Below are 20484 nucleotides of genomic sequence, written 5' to 3' on the forward strand. Positions count from 1 at the left end.
CCCCATGGCAAAGTACTTCGACGTTCATCCCGAGAACCCCCAGGCCCGCACCATCGGCACCATCGCCGACAGCATCAGGAACGGGGCGCTCGTGGCGTACCCGACCGACTCCTGTTACGCGCTCGGCAGCCGCCTCGGCAGCCGGGACGGCATCAGCCGCATCCGCGCGATCCGCCACCTCGACGACCGGCACCACTTCACGCTGATGTGCCAGAACTTCGCCCAGCTGGGCCAGCTCGTCCAGGTCGACAACGACGTCTTCCGCGCTATCAAGGCCGCCACCCCCGGCCCGTACACTTTCATCCTGCCCGCCACCCGGGAGGTGCCGCGCCAGCTCCTCCACCCCAAGAAGAAGACCGTCGGCGTCCGCATCCCCGACCACGTCGTCACCCAGGCACTGCTGACCGAGCTCGGCGAGCCGCTGCTCTCCAGCACCCTGCTGCTCCCCGACGAGGCGGAACCCCTCACCCAGGGCTGGGAGATCAAGGAACGGCTCGACCACCAGGTCGACGCGGTGATCGATTCCGGCGACTGTGGAACCGAACCCACCACGGTGGTCGACTTCTCCAGTGGCGAGCCCGAGATCACGCGCCGTGGGGCCGGTGACACCACGCGGTTCGAGTAGGACGGCACGCCGGTACGCGCGACCGCGTACCGCCATGTGACCCTGTGCCGGCGTACGAGGCACCACAACGGGGGAGTTCCCTTCTCATGTCCATGCGTCGTCTTCGTGTCCCCGCCCTGTCCGCCGTCGCCCTGGCCTGCGGCCTCGCCCTGACGGGCTGTTCCGGCGCCACGACGACCGGCTCCGCGAGCGGCAGCTCGACGGATTCCGCCACTCCGGGCGGGACGCCGACCGGATCCGCCTCCGTGTCCGCCTCCCCGTCCGCTTCCTCCTCCGCGGACACCTCTGCCTCCGCGTCTCCGTCCGCGTCCTCGTCCGCGTCGGCCTCCGGCGGCTCCTCGGCCGGGTCCGACGACGCCGGGGCCGGGCAGCCCTGCCGCACCGCCGGTCTCGGCTTCGAGATCGCCCCCGGCAGCGGCGCCCAGGCCGTCGGCGAGGAGGGTGCGGTCGTGGTCCGGCTCACCAACAGGAGCGGGGCCGCCTGCACCCTCAAGGGCTACCCGGGCGTCGACCTCGTGGGCGCCAGCACCTGGTCCCTGCCCCGGCAGACCTCCCAGAAGCCCCGGCTCGTCACCCTCAAGCCCGGAGCCCGCACCGCCTTCACCGTCACCTACCAGTCGTACGGCGGCGACGGCGTCGAGCTGACCCCCCGGACGATGGTCGTCACCCCGCCCGGCGAGACCCGGGCGAAGACGCTGACCTGGACCTTCTCCCCGGTCCTGCTCCAGGACGGAGCCACCCGTCCGGGCTCGTACGTCGGCCCCGTCGGCGGCAACTGACCCGACCGGTCGCGGCGCCGGTCCCCGGCCGGGCGCCGCGACCAGGGCGGACGCCCATGTCGTTTTTCCGCCAGCCCGAGCGCCCCGCGTCGCCGATGCTTGACTCATGCACACCGACACGGAGCGCTGCGTACGGGCCGTCCAGTCGAAGGACGCCCGGTTCGACGGCGTGTTCTTCACCGCCGTCCGCACCACCCGGATCTACTGCCGGCCCAGCTGCCCGGCCCATCCGCCCAAGCCCGAGAACATGGAGTTCCACCCCAGCTCCGCCTCCTGCCAGCGGGCCGGATTCCGGGCCTGCAAGCGCTGCCGCCCCGACACCACCCCCGGCTCGCCCGAGTGGAACGTGCGCGCGGACGCCGTCGCCCGCGCCGTCCGCCTCATCCAGGACGGGGTCGTCGACCGGGAGGGCGTCCCCGGGCTCGCCCGGCGGCTCGGCTGGTCCACCCGCCAGATCGAACGCCAGCTCCTCGCCGAACTCGGCGCGGGCCCCCTCGCCCTGGCCCGCGCCCAGCGCGCCCAGACCGCCCGCGTCCTCATCGAGACGACCGCCATGCCCCTGGGCGAGATCGCCTTCGCGGCCGGCTTCGCCTCGATCCGCACCTTCAACGAGACCGTCCGCGAGGTCTTCGCCCTCACCCCCGGCGAACTCCGCACCCGCGCCCCCCGTCCCACGGGAGCCACCGGGGCCCCAAGAACCACAAGAGCCACAGGAACCACCAGAAGCATGGAAACCCCCGGGACCACAGGAACCACCGGACCCGCCCGCGCCGGCACCCCCGGCGCGATCTCCCTCCGGCTGCCGTTCCGCACCCCCCTGGAACCCTCCAACCTCTTCGGCCACCTCGCCGCCACCGCGGTCCCCGGCATCGAGGAGTGGCGCGACGGCGCCTACCGCCGGACGCTGAACCTCCCGTACGGCCACGGCATCGTCGCCCTCGCGCCCCGCCCCGACCACATCGCCTGCCGCCTCTCCCTCACCGACCTCCGCGACCTCACCCACGCCATCAGCCGCTGCCGCAGGCTCCTCGACCTCGACGCCGACCCCGTGGCCGTGGACGACCGGCTGCGCGCCGATCCGCTGCTCGCCCCCGTCGTGGACACCGCGCCCGGCCGCCGGGTGCCCGGGACCGTGGACCCCGCCGAGTTCGCCGTACGGGCCGTCCTCGGTCAGCAGGTCTCCACCGCCGCCGCCCGCACCCACGCCGCCCGGCTGGTCACTGCGCACGGCACCCCCGTCGACGACCCCGAGGGCGGCCTCACCCACCTCTTCCCCGGCCCCGAGGCCCTCGCCGCCCTCGACCCGGAGACCCTGGCCCTGCCCCGCAGCCGACGCACCACCCTGCTCACCCTCGTCCGGGCCCTCGCCGACGGCTCCCTGACGCTCGGCCCCGCCGAGGACCGCGAGGAGACCCGCGCCCGGCTGCGCGCCCTGCCCGGCTTCGGCCCCTGGACCACCGAGATCATCGCCATGCGGGCGCTCGGCGACCCCGACGCCTTCCTCCCCGGTGACCTCGGCGTCCGCCGCGCCGCCGAAGGACTCGGCCTCCCCGGCACCCCGGCCGCCCTCACCGCACGCGCGGCACACTGGCGCCCCTGGCGCGCGTACGCCGTGCAGTATCTATGGGCGACCGACGACCACCCGATCAACCTCCTGCCCACCGAAGGACACTGAACCGCCATGCCCCCCACCGTCCTGCACACCGTGATGGACAGCCCGTACGAGCCGCTGACCCTCGTCGCCGTCGACGGCGTCCTCAGCCGCGTCCACATGACCGGCCAGCGCCACCGGCCGTCCGAGGAGACCTTCGGCGCGCCCGACCCGCGCCCCTTCACCGAGGCGGTCCGCCAGCTCGACGCCTACTTCGCGGGCGAGCTCACCGAGTTCGACCTGCCGCTCCACCTGATCGGCACCGAGTTCCAGCGGCGCGTCTGGGCCGAGCTGTGCCGCATCCCGTACGGCGAGACCCGTACGTACGGTGAACTCGCCGACGTCCTCGGCAACCCGGGCGCCTCGCGAGCCGTCGGACTCGCCAACGGGAAGAACCCGGTCAGCGTGATCGTCCCCTGCCACCGGGTCGTCGGCGCGGGCGGCGGGCTCACCGGCTACGGCGGCGGTCTCGACCGCAAGCAGCGGCTCCTCGCCTTCGAATCGGGCCGTGACCACACGCTCTTCTGACCGGGCCGGGACCGCGTGCGGTCCCGGAACCACACTCCTGTGACACCGCGCCCGGACCGGTGCTACGGTCCCCGCATGGCCAAGGTCAATGTTGCACTCGACGCCGAACTCGTCGTGGAAGTCATGGTCCTCGCGGGCATCGGCAACCCGCAGGACGCCGTCGAGGCGGTGGTCCGCGACTACATCGAGCGGGGCCACCGCACCGAGGCACGGGTCGTCGGCCGGGACGAGCCCGTACGCACCGGCGAGGCGGTTCCGCCCGAGCCCCCGCAGGGCTGACGGACCCGGGCCCTCCCCGTGAGGCCGACGGACCCCGCCCCCGTGAGGCCGACGCCCCCGGACCTTCAGCCCTCGTCCTCCGGGGAGTCCGACTCCGTACGGGCCTTCGCCGCCCGGCGCAGCCTCGGATGACGGTTGGTGCCCTGCTCGGTCATCGCCTCCCCTACCAGGGTGCGGACCGCGTCCCGCATCCCGTGCAGGGCCTGGTGCCGGGCCGGGCCCGCCCCCGGATCCTCCCGCAGCTCCTTCAGGAGGGCGAAGCACAGCACCAGCATCACCACCACGAACGGCAGCGCCACCAGGATCGTCGCCGTCTGGAGCGAGTTCAGCCCGCCCGCGACGAGCAGCACCGCCGCCACCACGGCCATCAGCACGCCCCACGTCACCACCAGCCAGGTCGGCGGGTTGAGCGAACCCCGGCTGGTCAGCGACCCCATCACCAGGGACGCCGAGTCCGCGCTGGTGATGAAGTACGTCATCACCAGGAGCATCGCGATGACCGAGGTGACCGTGCCGATCGGCAGTGCCTCCAGCATCCCGAACAGGGAGGCCTCCGCCCCGTCCTTGACGGTCGACGCCAGATCGGCCGCACCCGTCGACTCCAGACGGATCGCCGTGCCGCCCATCACGCAGAACCACACCACGGTCGCGCCGGACGGCACGAGGAGCACGCCCACCAGGAACTCCCGGATCGTCCGGCCGCGTGAGATCCGGGCGATGAACGTGCCGACGAACGGCGCCCAGGACAGCCACCACGCCCAGTAGAAGATCGTCCACGCGCCCAGCCACTCCGGGTCGGTGAACGCCCCGGTGCGGCTCGCCATCGGCAGCAGCTGGTCCAGGTACCCGCCCACCGACGCCGGAATGGTGTCGAGGATGTACACGGTGGGGCCGAGCAGGAAGACGAACAGCATGAGACAGCCCGCGAGGAAGACGTTCAGCGTGGAGAGCCACTTCACGCCCTTGTGCAGCCCGGAGAACGCCGACAGCACGAAGGCGGCCGAGAGCGAGGCGATGATGATCAGCTGGATGGCCTTGGAGTCCTTCACACCCATCGTCAGGTTCAGCCCCTCGGCGACCTGGAGGGCGCCCAGCCCCAGACTCGTCGCCGTGCCGAAGACCGTCGCGAACACCGCGAGCAGGTCGATGGCCTTGCCCGGCCAGGAGTTCGCCCGCCGCTCGCCCATCAGCGGCACGAACGCCGAACTCAGCCGGTTGCCCCGGCCCTTCCGGAAGCCCGCGTACGCCAGCGCGAGCCCCGCGATGCCGTAGATCGCCCAGGGAGTCAGCGTCCAGTGGAAGAACGAGTACTCCAGGGCCGTCCGCGCCGCCGCGCCCGTGCCCGCCGGGACCCCGCTGGCCGGGGGAGGGCTGAGGAAGTGCGTCAGCGGCTCCCCGACGCCGTAGAACATCAGGCCGATGCCCATGCCCGCGCTGAACATCATCGCGATCCACGCCAGCGTGGTGAACTCCGGCTCCGAGTCGTCCGTGCCCAGCCTGATCCGGCCGAAGCGGCTCAGCGCGATCACCACGCACAGCACCAGGAAGGTGTCGGCGGCCACCACGAACAGCCAGGCGAAGTTGGTGAGGACCCATTGCAGGGCCGTGGCGGAGGCGCTGTCGAAGGAGTCCTTGCCGAGGGCGGCCCAGGCGACGACGGCGACGACCGCGGCCACCCCGATGCCGATGACCTTGCCGTCGGGCGCGTACCGCTCCTGTGGGTCCCTGTCGATCGGTTCCGTGCTCATGCGACCCCACTATGGTGCGGAATTTCGTCTTTTCCGGGGGTGGCACGCCGTCCGGGGCTCCGGATAGGGTCGGCCACGGCGCGACTGCACGTTCGAAAGCAAGGGATGCAAGGTGACGGACGGCGCAGCAACTCAGGTCGCCCACGTGCTCGTGGCGGCCGACAAGTTCAAGGGCTCGCTCACGGCCGTGCAGGTCGCGGAGCGGGTCACGGCGGGACTCCGCAGGGTCGTCCCGGAGCTGGTGGTGGAGACGCTGCCGGTGGCCGACGGCGGCGACGGAACCGTCGCGGCGGCCGTCGCGGCCGGATTCGAGCGCAGGGAACTCCCGGTGACGGGCCCCCTCGGCGAACCGGTCGTCGCCGCCTTCGCGCTGCGCGGCAGCACCGCCGTCGTGGAGATGGCCGAGGCCTCCGGCCTCCAGCTCCTCCCGGCCGGGGTCTTCGCGCCGCTCACCGCCACCACCTACGGCTCCGGTGAGCTGCTCCGCGCGGCCCTCGACGCGGGCGCCACCACGCTCGTCTTCGGAGTCGGCGGCAGTGCCACCACCGACGGCGGCGCGGGCATGCTCGCCGCGCTCGGCGCCCGGCTCCTCGACGCGGACGGCGAGCCCGTCGGACCCGGCGGAGCGGCCCTCGCCGCACTGGCCTCGGCCGACCTCTCCGGCCTCGACCCGCGCCTGGCCACGGTCGATCTGATCCTCGCCAGTGACGTCGACAACCCGCTGACCGGCCCCAAGGGCGCCCCCGCGGTCTACGGACCGCAGAAGGGCGCCACGCCCGACGACGTCCGCACCCTGGACGCGGCCCTCACCCACTTCGCCACCGTCCTGGAGAAGGCCGTCGGCCCCAGGGCCGCCGAGGCGGCCCTGGCCCCCGGCGCGGGCGGCGCGGGCGGCATCGGCTACGGCGCTCTCATCCTCGGCGCGAGCTTCCGCCCCGGCATCGAGCTGATGCTCGACGTCCTCGGCTTCGCCCCCGCCCTGGAGCGCGCCACCCTGGTCATCACCGGCGAGGGCTCCCTCGACGAGCAGACCCTGCACGGCAAGGCCCCGGCGGGCGTGGCCGCCGCGGCCCGCGCGGCGGGCAAGGAGGTCGTCGCGGTCTGCGGACGCCTGGCCCTCCCACCGGAGGCGCTGGGCGCGGCGGGCATCCGCCGGGCCTACCCCCTCGCGGAACTGGAGCCGGACCCGGCCACGTCCATGGCGAACGCGGGCCCGCTCCTGGAGGACGTGGCGGCGGCCATCGCCCGCGACTTCCTGAGGTGACCGCGCGGGCGGACCGCCCCGGCCGCCCCTCCGCACGTCACACGGGCGAAACAACACGGTGTGAGGCTCGGCGCATGAACGCACCGATCCGACCGGCCGCGGTGACCGAGGAGAACCGCTCCCACCCCGGCCTTCCCACCCTGCTCACCGCCTGCCACCTGGTCGACCAGGAACGGAAGGGAACGCCCGCGAATCAGCGCGCGGAGGCGCCCGCGCACCAGCTCAGGGAGAAGCCCATGGACCAGCCCCCGCACGAGTCCCCGCACGAGCGTCCGGAGAGGCACCCGGACGCCGGGTCCCGGCAGCCCGCCGACCGTGTCGCCCGTCTCACCGCCGCCGAGGTGCGCACCCACGCTGCCGAAGGGCTCGCCGCCCTGCTCGTGGACGCTGTGGACGACGGCGCCTCCGTGGGTTTCCTGGCACCCCTGGAGACCACCGTGGCCACCTCCTGGTGGTCAGGGGCCGCCGAAGAGGCGGAGCGGGGCGTACGGGAGGTCTGGGCGGCCCACGGGCCGGACGGGAGCCTCACCGGCGTCGTCACCCTGGTCCGCGCCGGTACGGCCAACGGACGGCACCGCGGCGAGATCTCCCGGCTGCTCGTCCACCGGTCGGCGCGCGGCCGGGGGCTCGGCCGCGCCCTGCTCGCCGAAGCCGAGGCGCACGCCGCCGCGACCGGGCTCACGCTGCTCGTCCTGGACACGCAGACGGACAGCCCGGCAGAGCGTCTCTACCGGGGCGCGGGCTGGACCGCCGCCGGAACGATCCCGGACTTCGCCGCCGACCCGGCGGGCGTCCCGCGCGCCACCACGCTCTACTACAAGCGCCTCGGCTGACCCCCTGCCGGCGCTTCCCGGCCCCGGGCACACGGGAAGGGCCCCGGAGGCGGCATCGCCTCCGGGGCCCTTCCCGTACGTCGTACGGCTACGGCAGCTGGGCCGCCCGCGACTCCCGGCTCTCACGCCGGTTGCCACGGAAGGTGTTCACCCGCCGGGCGGTCGCGAAGAGGGGGATCACGGCGCCCATCACGACCTGGAGCGCGCAGCCCGCCTGGAGCAGGAACGCGCCGCCGGGGGCGTCGAACGCCCACGCCGCCAGCATTCCCATGGCCCCGACGATCCAGCTGAGCATCGCCACCGCGAGAACGCCCCGGGGCTTCGGGTACTCGACCCGGCTCACCATCAGCCACGCGACACCGATGATCGCGAGCAGCGTCGGGATGAACGGCAGCTCCAGGAGCACGATCGAGACGACCGTCAGCGCTCCGAAGGGGCTCGGCATCCCCTGGAACATGCCGTCCTTCATCGTCACGCAGGAGAATCTGGCCAGTCGCAGCACCACAGCGAGCAGCACCACGATCGCGGCCACCGCCGAGACCTTCTGCTGGGCGTCGTCCGCGACCATTCCGTACACGAGGACGAAGTAGGCCGGGGCGAGCCCGAAACTGATCAGGTCCGACAGGTTGTCGAGCTCGGCGCCCATCGGCGAGGAGCGCAGCTTGCGCGCCACGATCCCGTCGAAGAGGTCGAAGATCGCCGCGGCGAGCATCAGGATGACGGCGGTGGCGGCGCTGTTGCGCGCCATGCCGGTCTCCGCGCTGCCCGTCAGGTGCGGGATGAGGATGCCGGTGGTGGTGAAGTACACCGCCATGAAGCCACACGTGGCGTTACCGAGCGTGAGGGCGTCCGCTATGGACAGCCTCAGCGACAACGGCATCTCCTCGTTGTCCTCGGCCGACTCGTCGTCGCTCCCGGCGACCCAGTCGGCGGCCCGTGTGTCGGGATCAATCACGGTCAATGCGAGTCACCCCCGCTGTGGTGGCCTGGCCGACCTCGACGGCGACCTCGACACCCTCGGGGAGATAGATGTCGACGCGCGAGCCGAAGCGGATCAGGCCGATGCGCTCACCCTGCTCGACCTTCGTCCCCTGGGGGATGTACGGCACGATGCGGCGGGCGACGGCGCCGGCGATCTGGACCATCTCGATGTCACCGAGTTCGGTGTCGAAGTGCCAGACGACGCGCTCGTTGTTCTCGCTCTCCTTGTTGAACGCCGGGACGAAACCGCCGGGAACGTGCTCCACGGACGTCACCGTGCCGGCCAGCGGCGCGCGGTTGACGTGGACGTTCAGCGGGCTCATGAAGATGGCGACCCGGGTGCGCCCGTCCTTCCACGGCATGATGCTCTGCACCACGCCGTCGGCGGGGGAGATGACCCGGCCCTGAGCGATCTCGCGCTCGGGGTCGCGGAAGAACCACAGCATGCCGGCCGCGAGCGCGGTGACCGGCACGGCGACGGCCGCGGCGCGCTTCGACTTGCGGGCGCGCACGAGGCTGAGCGCCGCGGTGGCGACGGTCGGCAGAAGCCACGGCGATGCTCCGCGCGCGAGGCGTACGCCGTTGAGGCTGTCGCGGTGTGCAGAGGTTTGGCTGTGGGGCATGGATGACCTTCGTAGCGGATGATGCCGCACTGGCAACGGGGGACGGCGGCTTTCCCTCGATGCTATCGGTTGCGGGGCGCAACTGGGTAAGCCAGGAACCGAGTCGGCGGCCGGAAGGCGAACACAGGGTGTGATCTTCTTCGCGGCCGAACCGACCCAAAACCGACAATCAGCCCTGGAAGCGGTACTCCTCGAGGAGTCGGCGACCAATGATCATTTTCTGGATCTCGGCGGTACCTTCACCGATGAGCAGCATCGGCGCCTCCCGGTAGAGACGCTCGATCTCGTACTCCTTCGAGAACCCGTAGCCACCGTGAATACGGAAGGCATCCTCGACGACCTCCTTGCAGTACTCGGAGGCGAGGTACTTCGCCATCCCCGCTTCGAGGTCGTTTCGTTCCCCGGAGTCCTTTTTGCGTGCTGCGTTTACCATCATCGCATGGGCGGCCTCGACCTTGGTAGCCATATCGGCGAGCTTGAACTGAATCGCCTGGTGCTGGGCGATCGGCTTGCCGAAAGTGTGACGTTGCTGGGCATACGAGACGCCGAGTTCGAAAGCACGCTGAGCGACACCACAGCCACGGGCCGCCACGTTGACGCGACCCACCTCCACGCCGTCCATCATTTGGTAAAACCCTCGGCCGGTGGCCCCGCCGAGGACCCGATTGGCCGGAATGCGCAGTCCGTCCATGATGAGCTCGGTCGTGTCGACGCCCTTGTAGCCCATCTTGTCGATCTTGCCGGGGATGGTCAGGCCCGGACGGACCTCCCCGAAGCCCGGCTCCTTCTCGACCAGGAAGGTCGTCATCGACCTGTGGGGGGCGGTGCCCTCCGGGTGTCCTTCGTCACTCCGGACCAGAACGGCCACCAGGGACGAGGTGCCACCGTTCGTCAGCCACATCTTCTGGCCGTTCAGGACGTACTCCTCGCCGTCCCGCACCGCCTTCGACGTGATGGCCGACACGTCCGAGCCGAGCCCCGGCTCCGACATCGAGAACGCGCCGCGCGTCTCGCCGGCCGCCATCCTCGGCAGGAAGTACTCCTTCTGCTCCGCCGTGCCGTGCTGCTTCAGCATGTACGCCACGATGAAGTGCGTGTTGATGATGCCGGAGACCGACATCCAGCCCCGGGCGATCTCCTCCACGCACAGCGCGTAGGTGAGCAGCGACTCACCCAGACCCCCGTACTCCTCGGGGATCATCAGACCGAACAGACCGAGCTCCCTGAGCCCGTCGACGATCTGCTGCGGGTACTCGTCGCGGTGCTCCAGCTCCGTCGCGACCGGGATGATCTCCTTGTCGACGAAGTCCCGGACGGTCCTGAGGATCTCCCGCTGGACGTCCGTGAGCCCGGCGGTCTGGGCGAGTCGGGCCATGGCTACTTCTCCGTCTTCTCTGTCTTCCGGGCGGGCTCGACGAGCTCGGGGCGGCCGGGCTGCTCCCCGCCGCGTTCCTGGACGTACGTCTCGGTGGGGACCATCACCTTGCGGCGGAAGACGCACACGAGGGTGCCGTCCTGCTTGTAGCCCTTGGTCTCGACGTGGACGACTCCCCGGTCGCTCTTCGACCTCGACGGGGTCTTGCCGAGGACGGTCGTCTCGCCGTAGATCGTGTCGCCGTGGAAGGTCGGGGCCACGTGCCGCAGCGACTCGACCTCCAGGTTGGCGATGGCCTTGCCGGAGACGTCCGGCACGGACATGCCGAGCAGCAGCGAGTAGACGTAGTTGCCGACGACGACGTTCTTTCCGAAGTCCGTCGTGTTCCCGGCGTAGTTCGCGTCCAGGTGCAGCGGGTGGTGGTTCATCGTCAGCAGGCAGAAGAGGTGGTCGTCGTACTCGGTGACCGTCTTCCCGGGCCAGTGCTTGTAGACGGCACCGATCTCGAACTCTTCGTAGGTACGGCCGAACTGCATGGGATCAGGCCTCCGGGATCTCGAAGGTGCCGGTGCGCTTCATGCCCGCGGCACGGCCCTTGCCCGCGATGACCAGGGCCATCTTGCGGGAGGCCTCGTCGATCATCTCGTCGCCGAGCATCGCGGAGCCCTTCCTGCCGCCCGCCTCGGAGGTGTGGTAGTCGTACGCGTCGAGGATCAGCTCGGCGTGGTCGTAGTCCTCCTGCGAGGGCGAGAAGATCTCGTTCGCGGCGGCGACCTGGTCCGGGTGGAGCACCCACTTGCCGTCGAAGCCCAGGGCGGCGGCCCGCCGGGCGACCGCCCGGTACCCCTCCTGGTTGCGGATCTGGAGGTAGGGGCCGTCGATCGCCTGGAGGTTGTTGGCGCGGGCGGCCATCAGGATGCTCATCAGGATGTGGTGGTAGGCGTCCGCCGGGTAGCCGGGCGGCTGCTCGCCGACGACCAGCGACTTCATGTTGATGGAGGCCATGAAGTCGGCCGGGCCGAAGATGATCGTCTCCACGCGCTGGGAGGCCCGCGCGATCGCGTTGACGTTGGTGAGGCCCTGGGCGTTCTCGATCTGCGCCTCGATGCCGATCTTGCCGACCTCGAAGCCCATGGTCTTCTCGATCTGGGTCAGCAGGAGGTCGAGCGCCACGATCTGCTGGGCGTCCTGCACCTTCGGCAGCATGATGCAGTCGAGGTTCTGGCCGGCGCCCTCGACGACCGTGACGACGTCCCGGTACGTCCAGTGGGTCGTCCAGTCGTTCACCCGGACCACCCGGGTCTTGCCGGTCCAGTCGCCCTCGTTGAGGAACTTCACGATGGTGTGCCGGGCCTCGGGCTTGGCCAGCGGGGCGCAGGCGTCCTCCAGGTCCAGGAAGACCTGGTCGGCGGCGAGGCCCTGGGCCTTCTCCAGGAACCGGGGGTTGGAGCCGGGGACCGCCAGGCAGGAGCGGCGCGGGCGGAGCCGGTTCACGGGGGAAGCGGGGCTGGTCATGCGAGGACCTCCGTACTTTCAAGGGGGCTGAGCTTGTGCGCTTTCCGGATCTCGTCGACGATACGGCCGATGATCTCCGTGATGCCGAAGTCCTTCGGGGTGAAGACGGCGGCCACGCCCGCCCGCTTCAGTTCGGCGGCGTCGGCGTTCGGGATGATCCCGCCGACGATGACCGGCACGTCGGCCGCGCCCGCCTCGCGGAGCCGGCCGAGGACGTCCGGGACCAGCTCGGTGTGCGAGCCGGAGAGGATCGAGAGGCCCACGCAGTGCACGTCCTCGGCGAGGGCCGCGCTCACGATCTGCTCGGGGGTCAGCCGGATGCCCTGGTAGACCACTTCGAAACCGGCGTCGCGGGCGCGCACGGCGATCTGCTCGGCGCCGTTGGAGTGCCCGTCGAGACCGGGCTTGCCGACGAGCAGCCGCAGCCGCCCGCAGCCGAGCTCCTCGGCGGTCCGCGCCACCTTCTCCCGCACCTCGGCCATCGGGGTGCCCGCCTCCGCCGTCACCGCGACCGGGGCGGAGGAGACCCCGGTGGGCGCCCGGTACTCGCCGAACACCTCGCGCAGGGCCCCGGCCCACTCGCCGGTCGTGACACCCGCGCGGACACACTCCAGGGTGGCCTCCATGAGGTTGTCCGTGCCCCGGGCGGCCTCCTTGAGCAGTTCCAGGGCCTGCTGGGTGGTGGGGAAGACGAACGGGTCGCCGTTGCCCTGCCGGTCGGTGGACTCCTGGCGCTCGGCGCGCCAGCGGCCGACGGCGCCGACCACCCGGGCCTCGACCGCCGGGTCGACCGTCATGATGGCGGTGTCCAGGTCGGCGGTGAGGGGGTTCTCCTCGGTCGACCGGAAGATGTTCACGCCGATGATCTTCTCGTCGCCGGCCTCGATGCGGGCGCGCCGCTCGGCGTGCGAGGAGACGAGCCGCGACTTGAGGTAGCCGGACTCGACGGCGGCCATGGCGCCGCCCATCTCCTGGATCCGGTCGATCTCCGCCAGGCACTCCCCGACGAGCGAGTCGACCTTGGCCTCGACGACATGGGAACCGGCGAAGATGTCCTCGTACTCCAGCAGGTCGGACTCGTGGGCCAGGACCTGCTGGATGCGCAGGGACCACTGCTGGTCCCAGGGCCGGGGCAGGCCGAGCGCCTCGTTCCAGGCGGGCAGCTGCACGGCCCGCGCGCGGGCGTCCTTGGAGAGGGTGACGGCCAGCATCTCCAGGACGATCCGCTGGACGTTGTTCTCCGGCTGGGCCTCGGTCAGGCCGAGCGAGTTGACCTGGACGCCGTAGCGGAACCGGCGCTGCTTGGCGTTCTCGATCCCGTACCGCTCGTGGGTGATCTTGTCCCAGATGCGTCCGAAGGCGCGCATCTTGCACATCTCCTCGATGAAGCGGACGCCCGCGTTCACGAAGAAGGAGATGCGGGCGACGACCTCGCCGAAACGGTCCTCGGGGACCTGGCCGGAGTCGCGGACCGCGTCGAGCACGGCGATCGCGGTGGACATCGCGTACGAGATCTCCTGGACCGGGGTGGCCCCGGCCTCCTGCAGGTGGTAGCTGCAGATGTTGATCGGGTTCCACTTGGGGAGGTGGCCGACCGTGTACGCGATCATGTCGGTGGTGAGGCGGAGGGAGGGGCCGGGCGGGAAGACGTGCGTCCCGCGCGACAGGTACTCCTTCACGATGTCGTTCTGGGTGGTGCCCTGGAGCAGGGCGGTGTCCGCGCCCTGCTCCTCGGCGACCACCTGGTAGAGCGCCAGGAGCCACATCGCCGTGGCGTTGATGGTCATCGAGGTGTTCATCTGTTCCAGCGGGATGTCCTGGAACAGCCGTCGCATGTCACCGAGGTGCGAGACGGGGACGCCGACCCGGCCGACCTCGCCCCGGGCGAGGACGTGATCGGGGTCGTACCCGGTCTGCGTGGGCAGGTCGAAGGCGACCGAGAGGCCGGTCTGCCCCTTGGCGAGGTTGCGCCGGTACAGCTCGTTGGACGCCTCGGCGGTCGAGTGACCGGCGTAGGTCCGCATCAGCCACGGCCGGTCTTTCTGACGCTCAGTCATCTGTGGTCCCGGGCTCAGACGTTGCGGAATCGGTTGATGGCGTCGAGGTGCTGGGCGCGCTTCTCGGTGTCGCGGACGCCGAGGCCCTCCTCGGGGGCGAGGGCGAGGACGCCGACCTTGCCCTGGTGCGCGTTGCGGTGCACGTCGTGGGCGGCCTGGCCGGTCTCCTCCAGCGGGTAGACCTTGGACAGGGTGGGGTGGATCTTGCCCTTGGCGATCAGGCGGTTGGCCTCCCACGCCTCGCGGTAGTTGGCGAAGTGCGAGCCGATGATCCGCTTGAGGGACATCCACAGGTAGCGGTTGTCGTACTCGTGCATGTACCCGGAGGTGGAGGCGCAGGTGGTGATGGTGCCGCCCTTGCGGGTGACGTACACGGAGGCGCCGAAGGTCTCGCGGCCCGGGTGCTCGAAGACGATGTCGATGTCCTCGCCGCCGGTGAACTCGCGGATCTTCGAGCCGAAGCGCTTCCACTCCCTGGGGTCCTGGGTCCGCTCGTCCTTCCAGAAGCGGTAGCCCTCGGCGTTGCGGTCGATGACCGCGTCGGCGCCCATGGACCGGCAGATGGCGGCCTTCTCGGGGGAGGAGACGACACAGATCGGGTTGGCCCCGCCGGCCAGGGCGAACTGGGTGGCGTACGAGCCGAGTCCGCCGCTGGCGCCCCAGATCAGGACGTTGTCGCCCTGCTTCATCCCGGCGCCGTTGCGGGAGACCAGCTGGCGGTACGCGGTGGAGTTGACGAGGCCGGGGGCCGCCGCCTCCTCCCAGCTCAGGTGGTCGGGCTTCGGCATCAGCTGGTTGGACTTGACGAGCGCGATCTCGGCCAGGCCGCCGAAGTTGGTCTCGAAGCCCCAGATGCGCTGCTCGGGGTCGAGCATCGTGTCGTTGTGGCCGTCGGAGGACTCCAGCTCGACCGAGAGGCAGTGGGCGACGACCTCGTCGCCGGGCCGCCAGGCGTTGACGCCGGGGCCGGTGCGCAGCACGACGCCCGCGAGGTCGGAGCCGATGACGTGGTACGGCAGGTCGTGGCGCCTGGTGAGCTCGGAGAGCCTGCCGTACCGCTCCAGGAAGGCGAAGGTCGACAGCGGCTCGAAGATCGAGGTCCACACCGAGTTGTAGTTGACCGAGCTGGCCATGACGGCGACGAGCGCCTCGCCGGGGCCCAGCTCCGGCAGCGGCACCTGGTCCAGGTGGAGCGACTTGCGCGGGTCCTTGTCGCGGGTGGCGAGCCCGGCGAACATCTCCGTCTCGTCCTTGTGGACGGTGACGGCGCGGTACGAATCGGGCAGCGGGATGTTCGCGAAGTCGTCGGACGTGGCGTCCTGCGACTGGATCGCGGCCAGGATTTCCTTCACGGGTTGCCTCCGGCGATGGGCGTCCGGGAGGGGGACGCCTGAGGGGTACGACGGGGAGTCTGCTGCTGTGGAGGTGTGCCGTCGGTTCGGCTCGGTGGTGCGGGTGGCGCGGCGCCTGTGGGCGCGGGTTGCCTGTGACGCAGGCGTCCGGGCGCACGGGCGTGATCGCTCGTGGGGACAGTCGGCGCGCGAGGTCTTCTCGGTGCTCCGGCCGCCCGGACAACATCAACGTATGGCACGCCGTGTCACCTGACAAGGCACTGCGTGCCAACGATTTCTCTCAGATGCAAACTTCTGCTCACAGATGAGCGATGATCGATCGAATGGACCCCTCGACCGGCTCCGACCTGCACAAACGCAAAACGGGCCGCACCCCTGTCAGGGTGCGGCCCACGGTGTGGCGAGGGGGTCAGGGGCTGCCGAGGGCCTGCTGGATGGTCCGCATGACCTCGTCGAGCGGCGCGTCCGTACGGGCCACCGCGACCACCACGTCACCGGCCGCGGACGTCCGGACCGCCGCGGCGGCCCCGGTCCGCGGCGGGAGGCCGGCCGGGGTCGCGGACGCGGCGGCGGGGGACGTGGCGGGGCCCGGACGGCCCGCGCCCATGCCCGTCCCGAAGGTGTCGCGGACGATCGCGAAGGCGTGGTCCAGCTGGGCCTCCACATCGCCCTCGCCGCCCGCCCGCAGCCAGCGCCGTAGCACATGGTTGTGGGCCGTGACGACCGCCGACGCGGCCACCTCGGCGAGCAGCGGATCGTCGTTGCCGTCGTGATGGTCCCGCTCGTCGAAGTGCGCGAGGAGATAGCGGGTGAACAGGCGCTCGTAGCGGGCCACCGAGGCGATCTCCCGCTCCCGTAGCGTCGGGACCTCACGGGTGAGGCGGTAGCGCGCCACCGAGACCGAGGGGGACCCCGCGTACATCTTCATGACTTCCTTGATGCCCCGGCACACCGTGTCCAGCGGGTGCTCGTGCGGCGGGGCCGCGTCGAGGACCGCCTCCGCCCGCACCAGCGTGTCGTCGTGGTCCGGGAAGATCGCCTCTTCCTTGGAGCGGAAGTGGCGGAAGAACGTCCGCCGGGCGACCCCGGCGGTGGCCGCGATCTCGTCGACCGTCGTCGCCTCGTACCCCTTGGTCGCGAAGAGCTCCATGGCGGCCGTGGCCAGCTCCCGGCGCATCTTGAGCCGCTGCGCGGCGGCGCGGGTCCCCGCCGCGCTCTCCGGAGCGTCGGACGAGGAGGTGGCACGGGGTGTCTTCGCGGCCTTGGGCATGGTCCGAACGTACTGCATCGGAGGGGGAGTGTGCCCAGGTGGGGGCGGCCGCACCCCCAGGGCACCGAGGGTGCCCGGAGGGCTCAGCAGACCGCCCCAGCCGGAGTCTCCGGGCTCAGCGCCTGGCATATTCGCGGAAGCCGCGCCCCGTCTTGCGGCCCAGGCAGCCCGCGGCCACCAGGTGTTCGAGGAGGGGCGCGGGCGCCAGGCCCGGATCGCGGAACTCGCGGTGCAGGACCTGCTCGATCGCCAGCGACACATCGAGGCCGACCACGTCGAGCAGTTCGAACGGCCCCATCGGGTAGCCGCCGCCCAGCCGCATCGCCGCGTCGATGTCGTCCAGCGTCGCGTAGTGGTCCTGGACCATCTTGATCGCGTTGTTCAGATACGGGAAGAGCAGCGCGTTCACGATGAAACCGGCCCGGTCGCCGCAGTCCACCGGGTGCTTGCGGATCTTCTCCGTCACCGCGCGGACGGTGGCGTGCACCTCGTCGCCGGTCAGCACCGTACGGACGATCTCGACCAGCTTCATCGCGGGCGCCGGGTTGAAGAAGTGCATTCCGACGACGTCCTGCGGACGGGTGGTCGCACGGGCGCAGGCCACCACGGGCAGCGAGGACGTCGTCGTGGCGAGCACCGCCCCCGGCTTGCAGATCTTGTCGAGCCTGCCGAACAGCTCCTGCTTGACCGCCAGGTCCTCGGCGACGGCCTCCACCGCGAGGTCCACCTCGGCGAAGGCCTCCAGGCTCCCCGCCGGGGTGATCAGGGTGAGCGTCGTATCCCGTGCCTCGCCCGTCATCCGGCCCCGGTCGACCGAACGGGCCAGCGACTTCGCGATCCGTGCCTTGGCCGCTTCCGCCTTCTCCTGGGAACGCGCGGCCAGCACGACCGCGTACCCCGCCTTGGCGAAGACCTCCGCGATGCCCGAGGCCATCGTGCCCGAACCGGCGACGCCGACCGAGCGGACCGTCCGTCCGGAGACCGCCTCGGCCGCGCCGAGCGGGGTCAGCGCGTCCCGCACGACCTCGCCGGAGCCCGGCGCCGCGTACGTGTAGAAACCACGGCCCGACTTGCGGCCGGTCAGCCCCGCCTCGCTGAGCTGCCTGAGGACCGGGGCGGGGGCGTGCAGCCGGTCGTGCGAGTCGGCGTACATGGCTTCCAGGACCGTACGGGCGGTGTCCACGCCGATCAGGTCGAGCAGCGCGAGCGGCCCCATCGGCAGACCGCAGCCCAGCCGCATCGCCGCGTCGATGTCCTCACGGGAGGCGTACTTCGCCTCGTACATGGCGGCCGCCTGGTTCAGGTAGCCGAAGAGCAGTCCGTCGGCGATGAAACCGGCCCGGTCGCCGACCGCCACCGGCTCCTTCCCCAGGTCGAGGGCGAGCCGGGTGACGGACTCCACGGCCTTCGGGTCGGTCAGCACCGAGGACACCACCTCGACCAGCTTCATCGCCTGGACCGGGGTGAAGAAGTGCAGGCCGAGAACCCGCTCGGGGTGCGCCGAGTCGGCGGCAAGCCGGGTGACGGACAGCGCGTTGGTGCCCGTCGCCAGGACCGTGTCGGGCCGCACGATGCCGTCCAGGGCCCGGAAGACCTCCTGCTTCGCCTCGTACGACTCCGGCACGACCTCGATCACGAGATCCGCGTCGGCCGCCGCCCGGAGGTCGGAGAAGGTACGGAACCGGGCGAGCGCGTCCCGCCGCTCCTCCTCGGTGATCCGTCCGCGCGCCACGGCGCGGGCGGTGGAGCTCTCCAGGGCCGCGACGGCCCGGGCGGCGGCGGTGTCGCTGACGTCGATGCCGACGACCTCGCGGCCGGCCCGGACGAGGACGTCCGCGATGCCGGTGCCCATGGTGCCGAGGCCGACGACGGCGATGGTGGGAAGGGGGATGTCCATCAGGGGACTCCTGGGAGGAAGAGTGACGACTGAGGGCGGTGCGCGCGAGGAGGGACACGGGCTGTGGCCAGGGCGGCGACTGAGATCACCGAGAGCGGTGCGCGCGAAAGAGGGGAAACAGCGCGAAGAGGAACGAGGACGTCCCCCCGGAGAAACAGGAGGAGGGCCTGGAGAAAGAAGCGAAGGACTCCTGTCCCGGAGTCACGTCGAAACCGCCGAACCGACGAACGCCACGACGGCTGCGTCACCAGGCCATCGTGGGAAGAGCGCGGGGGGTGCCCCGCTCACTTGAGAGTAACCGGCGGGTAACGAGCACGCCAGTCCCGGAAGTCGGAGAAAATGTGATCTGGATCGCGGATAGTCTCCGATTCATGAACAGCGCGGAGGATCCCGAATTCTGCTCGATGATCGATCGATTGCGGGACGAGATCGAGAATGCCGGAGAAACACTTCCCGACGCATTCACGGAACTCGCCGCGACCACCGATCCCGAGGAACTCCACCGGACGCTCACCGCACCCGGACGCCCGCTCTGGGCCCGCGAGATCGCCGCCTGCCGACTCGGACTCCTCGGCGACGCCCGCGCCTTCGAGGCGCTCGTGCTCCTCCTCAACCACCGCGACCCCGAACGCTGCGTCACCGCGGCCCACGCGCTGACCCGGCTCGGCGACCCGCGCACCGCCCGCGCGGCGGCGGCCCTCGCCACCAATGAACTCCGCGCCGGCTATGCCCTGCTGTCGGTCCGGCTGCTCGCGGAACTCCGCGCCCCCGAGTCCCTCCCCGCGCTCGTCACCGTCCTCGGGCGGCGCCTCGCCCCGGAGGACCCGCACTGGCGGGTCGGCCTCGCCTGCGTCGAGGGTCTCGGCGCCCTCGGCGACCCCCGGGCCCGCCCCGCCCTGGAAGCGGCCCTGCCGCACCCGAGGCTGGGCGCTGCCGCCGGACGGTCCCTCGGCCTGCTGGACACCACCGGCTGAGGACCGGCCCACCGGGCGGCGCGCGTCGGACGCCACCGGCCGTGAGGCCGGGGCCCGCTCGCCCGTCCGCTTCGGAGATGTCCGGCGGGGCGCTACTGCACCAGCGCGAACGCCTCGATCTCCACCAGCAGTTCGGGGCGGACCAGCGCCGCGACCTGCACCGCCGAGCTGGCGGGCAGCGGCGTCCCGGCGAAGTACGCGTCCCTGGCCTCCCGCACGGCGGGCAGATGGGCCACGTCCGTGACGAAGTAGGTCAGCTTCACCACGTCCCCGAAACCGGCGCCCGCCGCCGCCAGACACCGCTCCAGGTTCGCGAAGACCTGGCGCGCCTGCGCCACCGCGTCACCCTCCCCGACCACCGCGCCCGACGCGTCGAACGCGCACTGGCCGGATATCGCGACGAAACGCCCGGTCCCCCAGACGACATGGCTGTACTGCGGGCTGGCGGCGATGCCGTCGGGAGCGGGCACATGGGTGAGGTGGCTCGTCATGCGCCCATCCTCGCGCACGCCACTGACAACGCCCGCACCTCCGGCGCCACGGGCCGCCGACAGGCACGGACTTCCTCTGGCTCGGGCCGCCCTACACCCCACGGACCTCCCGGGGCGCGGAGCGGGGGGGGGGGGGCCCCCCGGGCCCCCGGGGGGGGGGGGGGGGGGGGGGGGGGGGGGGGGGGGGGGGGGTGGTGCATGATGTGCCGCGGAGGGGATTTGAATGCGTTCAGGAATGTGGT

The 20484-nt window shown here is 71.4% G+C and carries 19 protein-coding genes; 8 read left to right on the top strand and 11 right to left on the bottom strand.

Annotation, left to right across the window (positions count from 1 at the left end):
* Positions 1-4: 4 nt before the first annotated feature.
* From ACIRQY_RS00560 to ACIRQY_RS00580, 5 genes are all read left to right on the top strand, one after another.
* A complete protein-coding gene (locus ACIRQY_RS00560) occupies positions 5-625 on the top strand; it encodes an L-threonylcarbamoyladenylate synthase (RefSeq protein WP_403921121.1) in 621 nt (206 codons plus the stop codon).
* Between the two features lie 92 nt (positions 626-717).
* Complete coding sequence (locus ACIRQY_RS00565; protein ID WP_403921123.1) at positions 718-1404, top strand: DUF4232 domain-containing protein; 687 nt, start codon at positions 718-720, stop codon at positions 1402-1404.
* 106 nt (positions 1405-1510) lie between these two features.
* Positions 1511-3079, top strand: a complete 1569-nt coding sequence (locus ACIRQY_RS00570; protein WP_403921126.1) for an AlkA N-terminal domain-containing protein — start codon at positions 1511-1513, stop codon at positions 3077-3079.
* A gap of 6 nt (positions 3080-3085) precedes the next feature.
* Positions 3086-3583: a methylated-DNA--[protein]-cysteine S-methyltransferase gene (locus ACIRQY_RS00575; protein WP_403921129.1), complete on the top strand. Its 498-nt coding sequence runs from the start codon at positions 3086-3088 to the stop codon at positions 3581-3583.
* 75 nt (positions 3584-3658) lie between these two features.
* Positions 3659-3862, top strand: a complete 204-nt coding sequence (locus tag ACIRQY_RS00580) for a type II toxin-antitoxin system VapB family antitoxin (protein ID WP_351780266.1) — start codon at positions 3659-3661, stop codon at positions 3860-3862.
* 65 nt (positions 3863-3927) lie between these two features.
* On the opposite strand, the gene ACIRQY_RS00585 is transcribed toward ACIRQY_RS00580, so the two are convergent.
* A complete protein-coding gene (locus ACIRQY_RS00585) occupies positions 3928-5610 on the bottom strand; it encodes a BCCT family transporter (RefSeq protein WP_403921132.1) in 1683 nt (560 codons plus the stop codon).
* A 112-nt stretch (positions 5611-5722) separates the two neighbouring features.
* On the opposite strand from ACIRQY_RS00585, the gene ACIRQY_RS00590 reads away from it, so the two are divergent.
* Positions 5723-6874 (top strand): glycerate kinase, encoded by a 1152-nt coding sequence (locus tag ACIRQY_RS00590; protein WP_403921135.1) that lies wholly within the window; start codon positions 5723-5725, stop codon positions 6872-6874.
* Between the two features lie 74 nt (positions 6875-6948).
* Positions 6949-7707 (top strand): GNAT family N-acetyltransferase, encoded by a 759-nt coding sequence (locus tag ACIRQY_RS00595; RefSeq protein ID WP_403921138.1) that lies wholly within the window; start codon positions 6949-6951, stop codon positions 7705-7707.
* Positions 7708-7795: 88 nt separating this feature from the next.
* On the opposite strand, the gene pssA is transcribed toward ACIRQY_RS00595, so the two are convergent.
* The 9 genes from pssA to ACIRQY_RS00640 form a co-directional block, all read right to left on the bottom strand.
* Positions 7796-8662: a CDP-diacylglycerol--serine O-phosphatidyltransferase gene (gene pssA / locus ACIRQY_RS00600; RefSeq protein ID WP_351780619.1), complete on the bottom strand. Its 867-nt coding sequence runs from the start codon at positions 8660-8662 to the stop codon at positions 7796-7798.
* Positions 8655-9311, bottom strand: a complete 657-nt coding sequence (locus ACIRQY_RS00605; RefSeq protein WP_351780256.1) for a phosphatidylserine decarboxylase — start codon at positions 9309-9311, stop codon at positions 8655-8657. The genes pssA and ACIRQY_RS00605 overlap by 8 nt, the downstream gene beginning before the upstream one ends.
* A 169-nt stretch (positions 9312-9480) precedes the next feature.
* Positions 9481-10686 carry an acyl-CoA dehydrogenase family protein gene (locus ACIRQY_RS00610; protein WP_403921141.1) on the bottom strand — a complete coding sequence of 402 codons (1206 nt, stop codon included), beginning with the start codon at positions 10684-10686 and terminating at the stop codon, positions 9481-9483.
* Between the two features lie 2 nt (positions 10687-10688).
* Positions 10689-11222 carry a MaoC family dehydratase gene (locus ACIRQY_RS00615; protein ID WP_351780251.1) on the bottom strand — a complete coding sequence of 178 codons (534 nt, stop codon included), beginning with the start codon at positions 11220-11222 and terminating at the stop codon, positions 10689-10691.
* A 4-nt stretch (positions 11223-11226) separates the two neighbouring features.
* Positions 11227-12201, bottom strand: a complete 975-nt coding sequence (locus ACIRQY_RS00620; RefSeq protein WP_351780249.1) for a CoA ester lyase — start codon at positions 12199-12201, stop codon at positions 11227-11229.
* Complete coding sequence (locus ACIRQY_RS00625) at positions 12198-14258, bottom strand: protein meaA (protein ID WP_351780246.1); 2061 nt, start codon at positions 14256-14258, stop codon at positions 12198-12200. The genes ACIRQY_RS00620 and ACIRQY_RS00625 overlap by 4 nt, the downstream gene beginning before the upstream one ends.
* A 14-nt stretch (positions 14259-14272) precedes the next feature.
* The gene (ccrA, locus tag ACIRQY_RS00630) at positions 14273-15610 is read right to left on the bottom strand and encodes a crotonyl-CoA carboxylase/reductase (protein WP_351780244.1); all 1338 of its coding nucleotides are present in this window, start codon (positions 15608-15610) and stop codon (positions 14273-14275) included.
* 409 nt (positions 15611-16019) lie between these two features.
* Positions 16020-16880, bottom strand: coding sequence for a TetR family transcriptional regulator (locus ACIRQY_RS00635; RefSeq protein WP_403921146.1), 861 nt, complete (start codon positions 16878-16880; stop codon positions 16020-16022).
* 115 nt (positions 16881-16995) lie between these two features.
* Positions 16996-18777 carry a 3-hydroxyacyl-CoA dehydrogenase family protein gene (locus ACIRQY_RS00640; protein ID WP_403921149.1) on the bottom strand — a complete coding sequence of 594 codons (1782 nt, stop codon included), beginning with the start codon at positions 18775-18777 and terminating at the stop codon, positions 16996-16998.
* Between the two features lie 371 nt (positions 18778-19148).
* Here ACIRQY_RS00640 and ACIRQY_RS00645 point away from each other — a divergent pair, with 371 nt between their 5' ends.
* Complete coding sequence (locus ACIRQY_RS00645) at positions 19149-19751, top strand: HEAT repeat domain-containing protein (RefSeq protein WP_403921152.1); 603 nt, start codon at positions 19149-19151, stop codon at positions 19749-19751.
* A gap of 92 nt (positions 19752-19843) precedes the next feature.
* Here the strand turns inward: ACIRQY_RS00645 and ACIRQY_RS00650 are convergent, their stop codons facing one another.
* Positions 19844-20242, bottom strand: coding sequence for a RidA family protein (locus tag ACIRQY_RS00650; RefSeq protein ID WP_403921155.1), 399 nt, complete (start codon positions 20240-20242; stop codon positions 19844-19846).
* Positions 20243-20484: the final 242 nt, after the last annotated feature.

This window comes from Streptomyces sp. NPDC101490, from assembly GCF_044767145.1.
Taxonomy (GTDB): domain Bacteria; phylum Actinomycetota; class Actinomycetes; order Streptomycetales; family Streptomycetaceae; genus Streptomyces.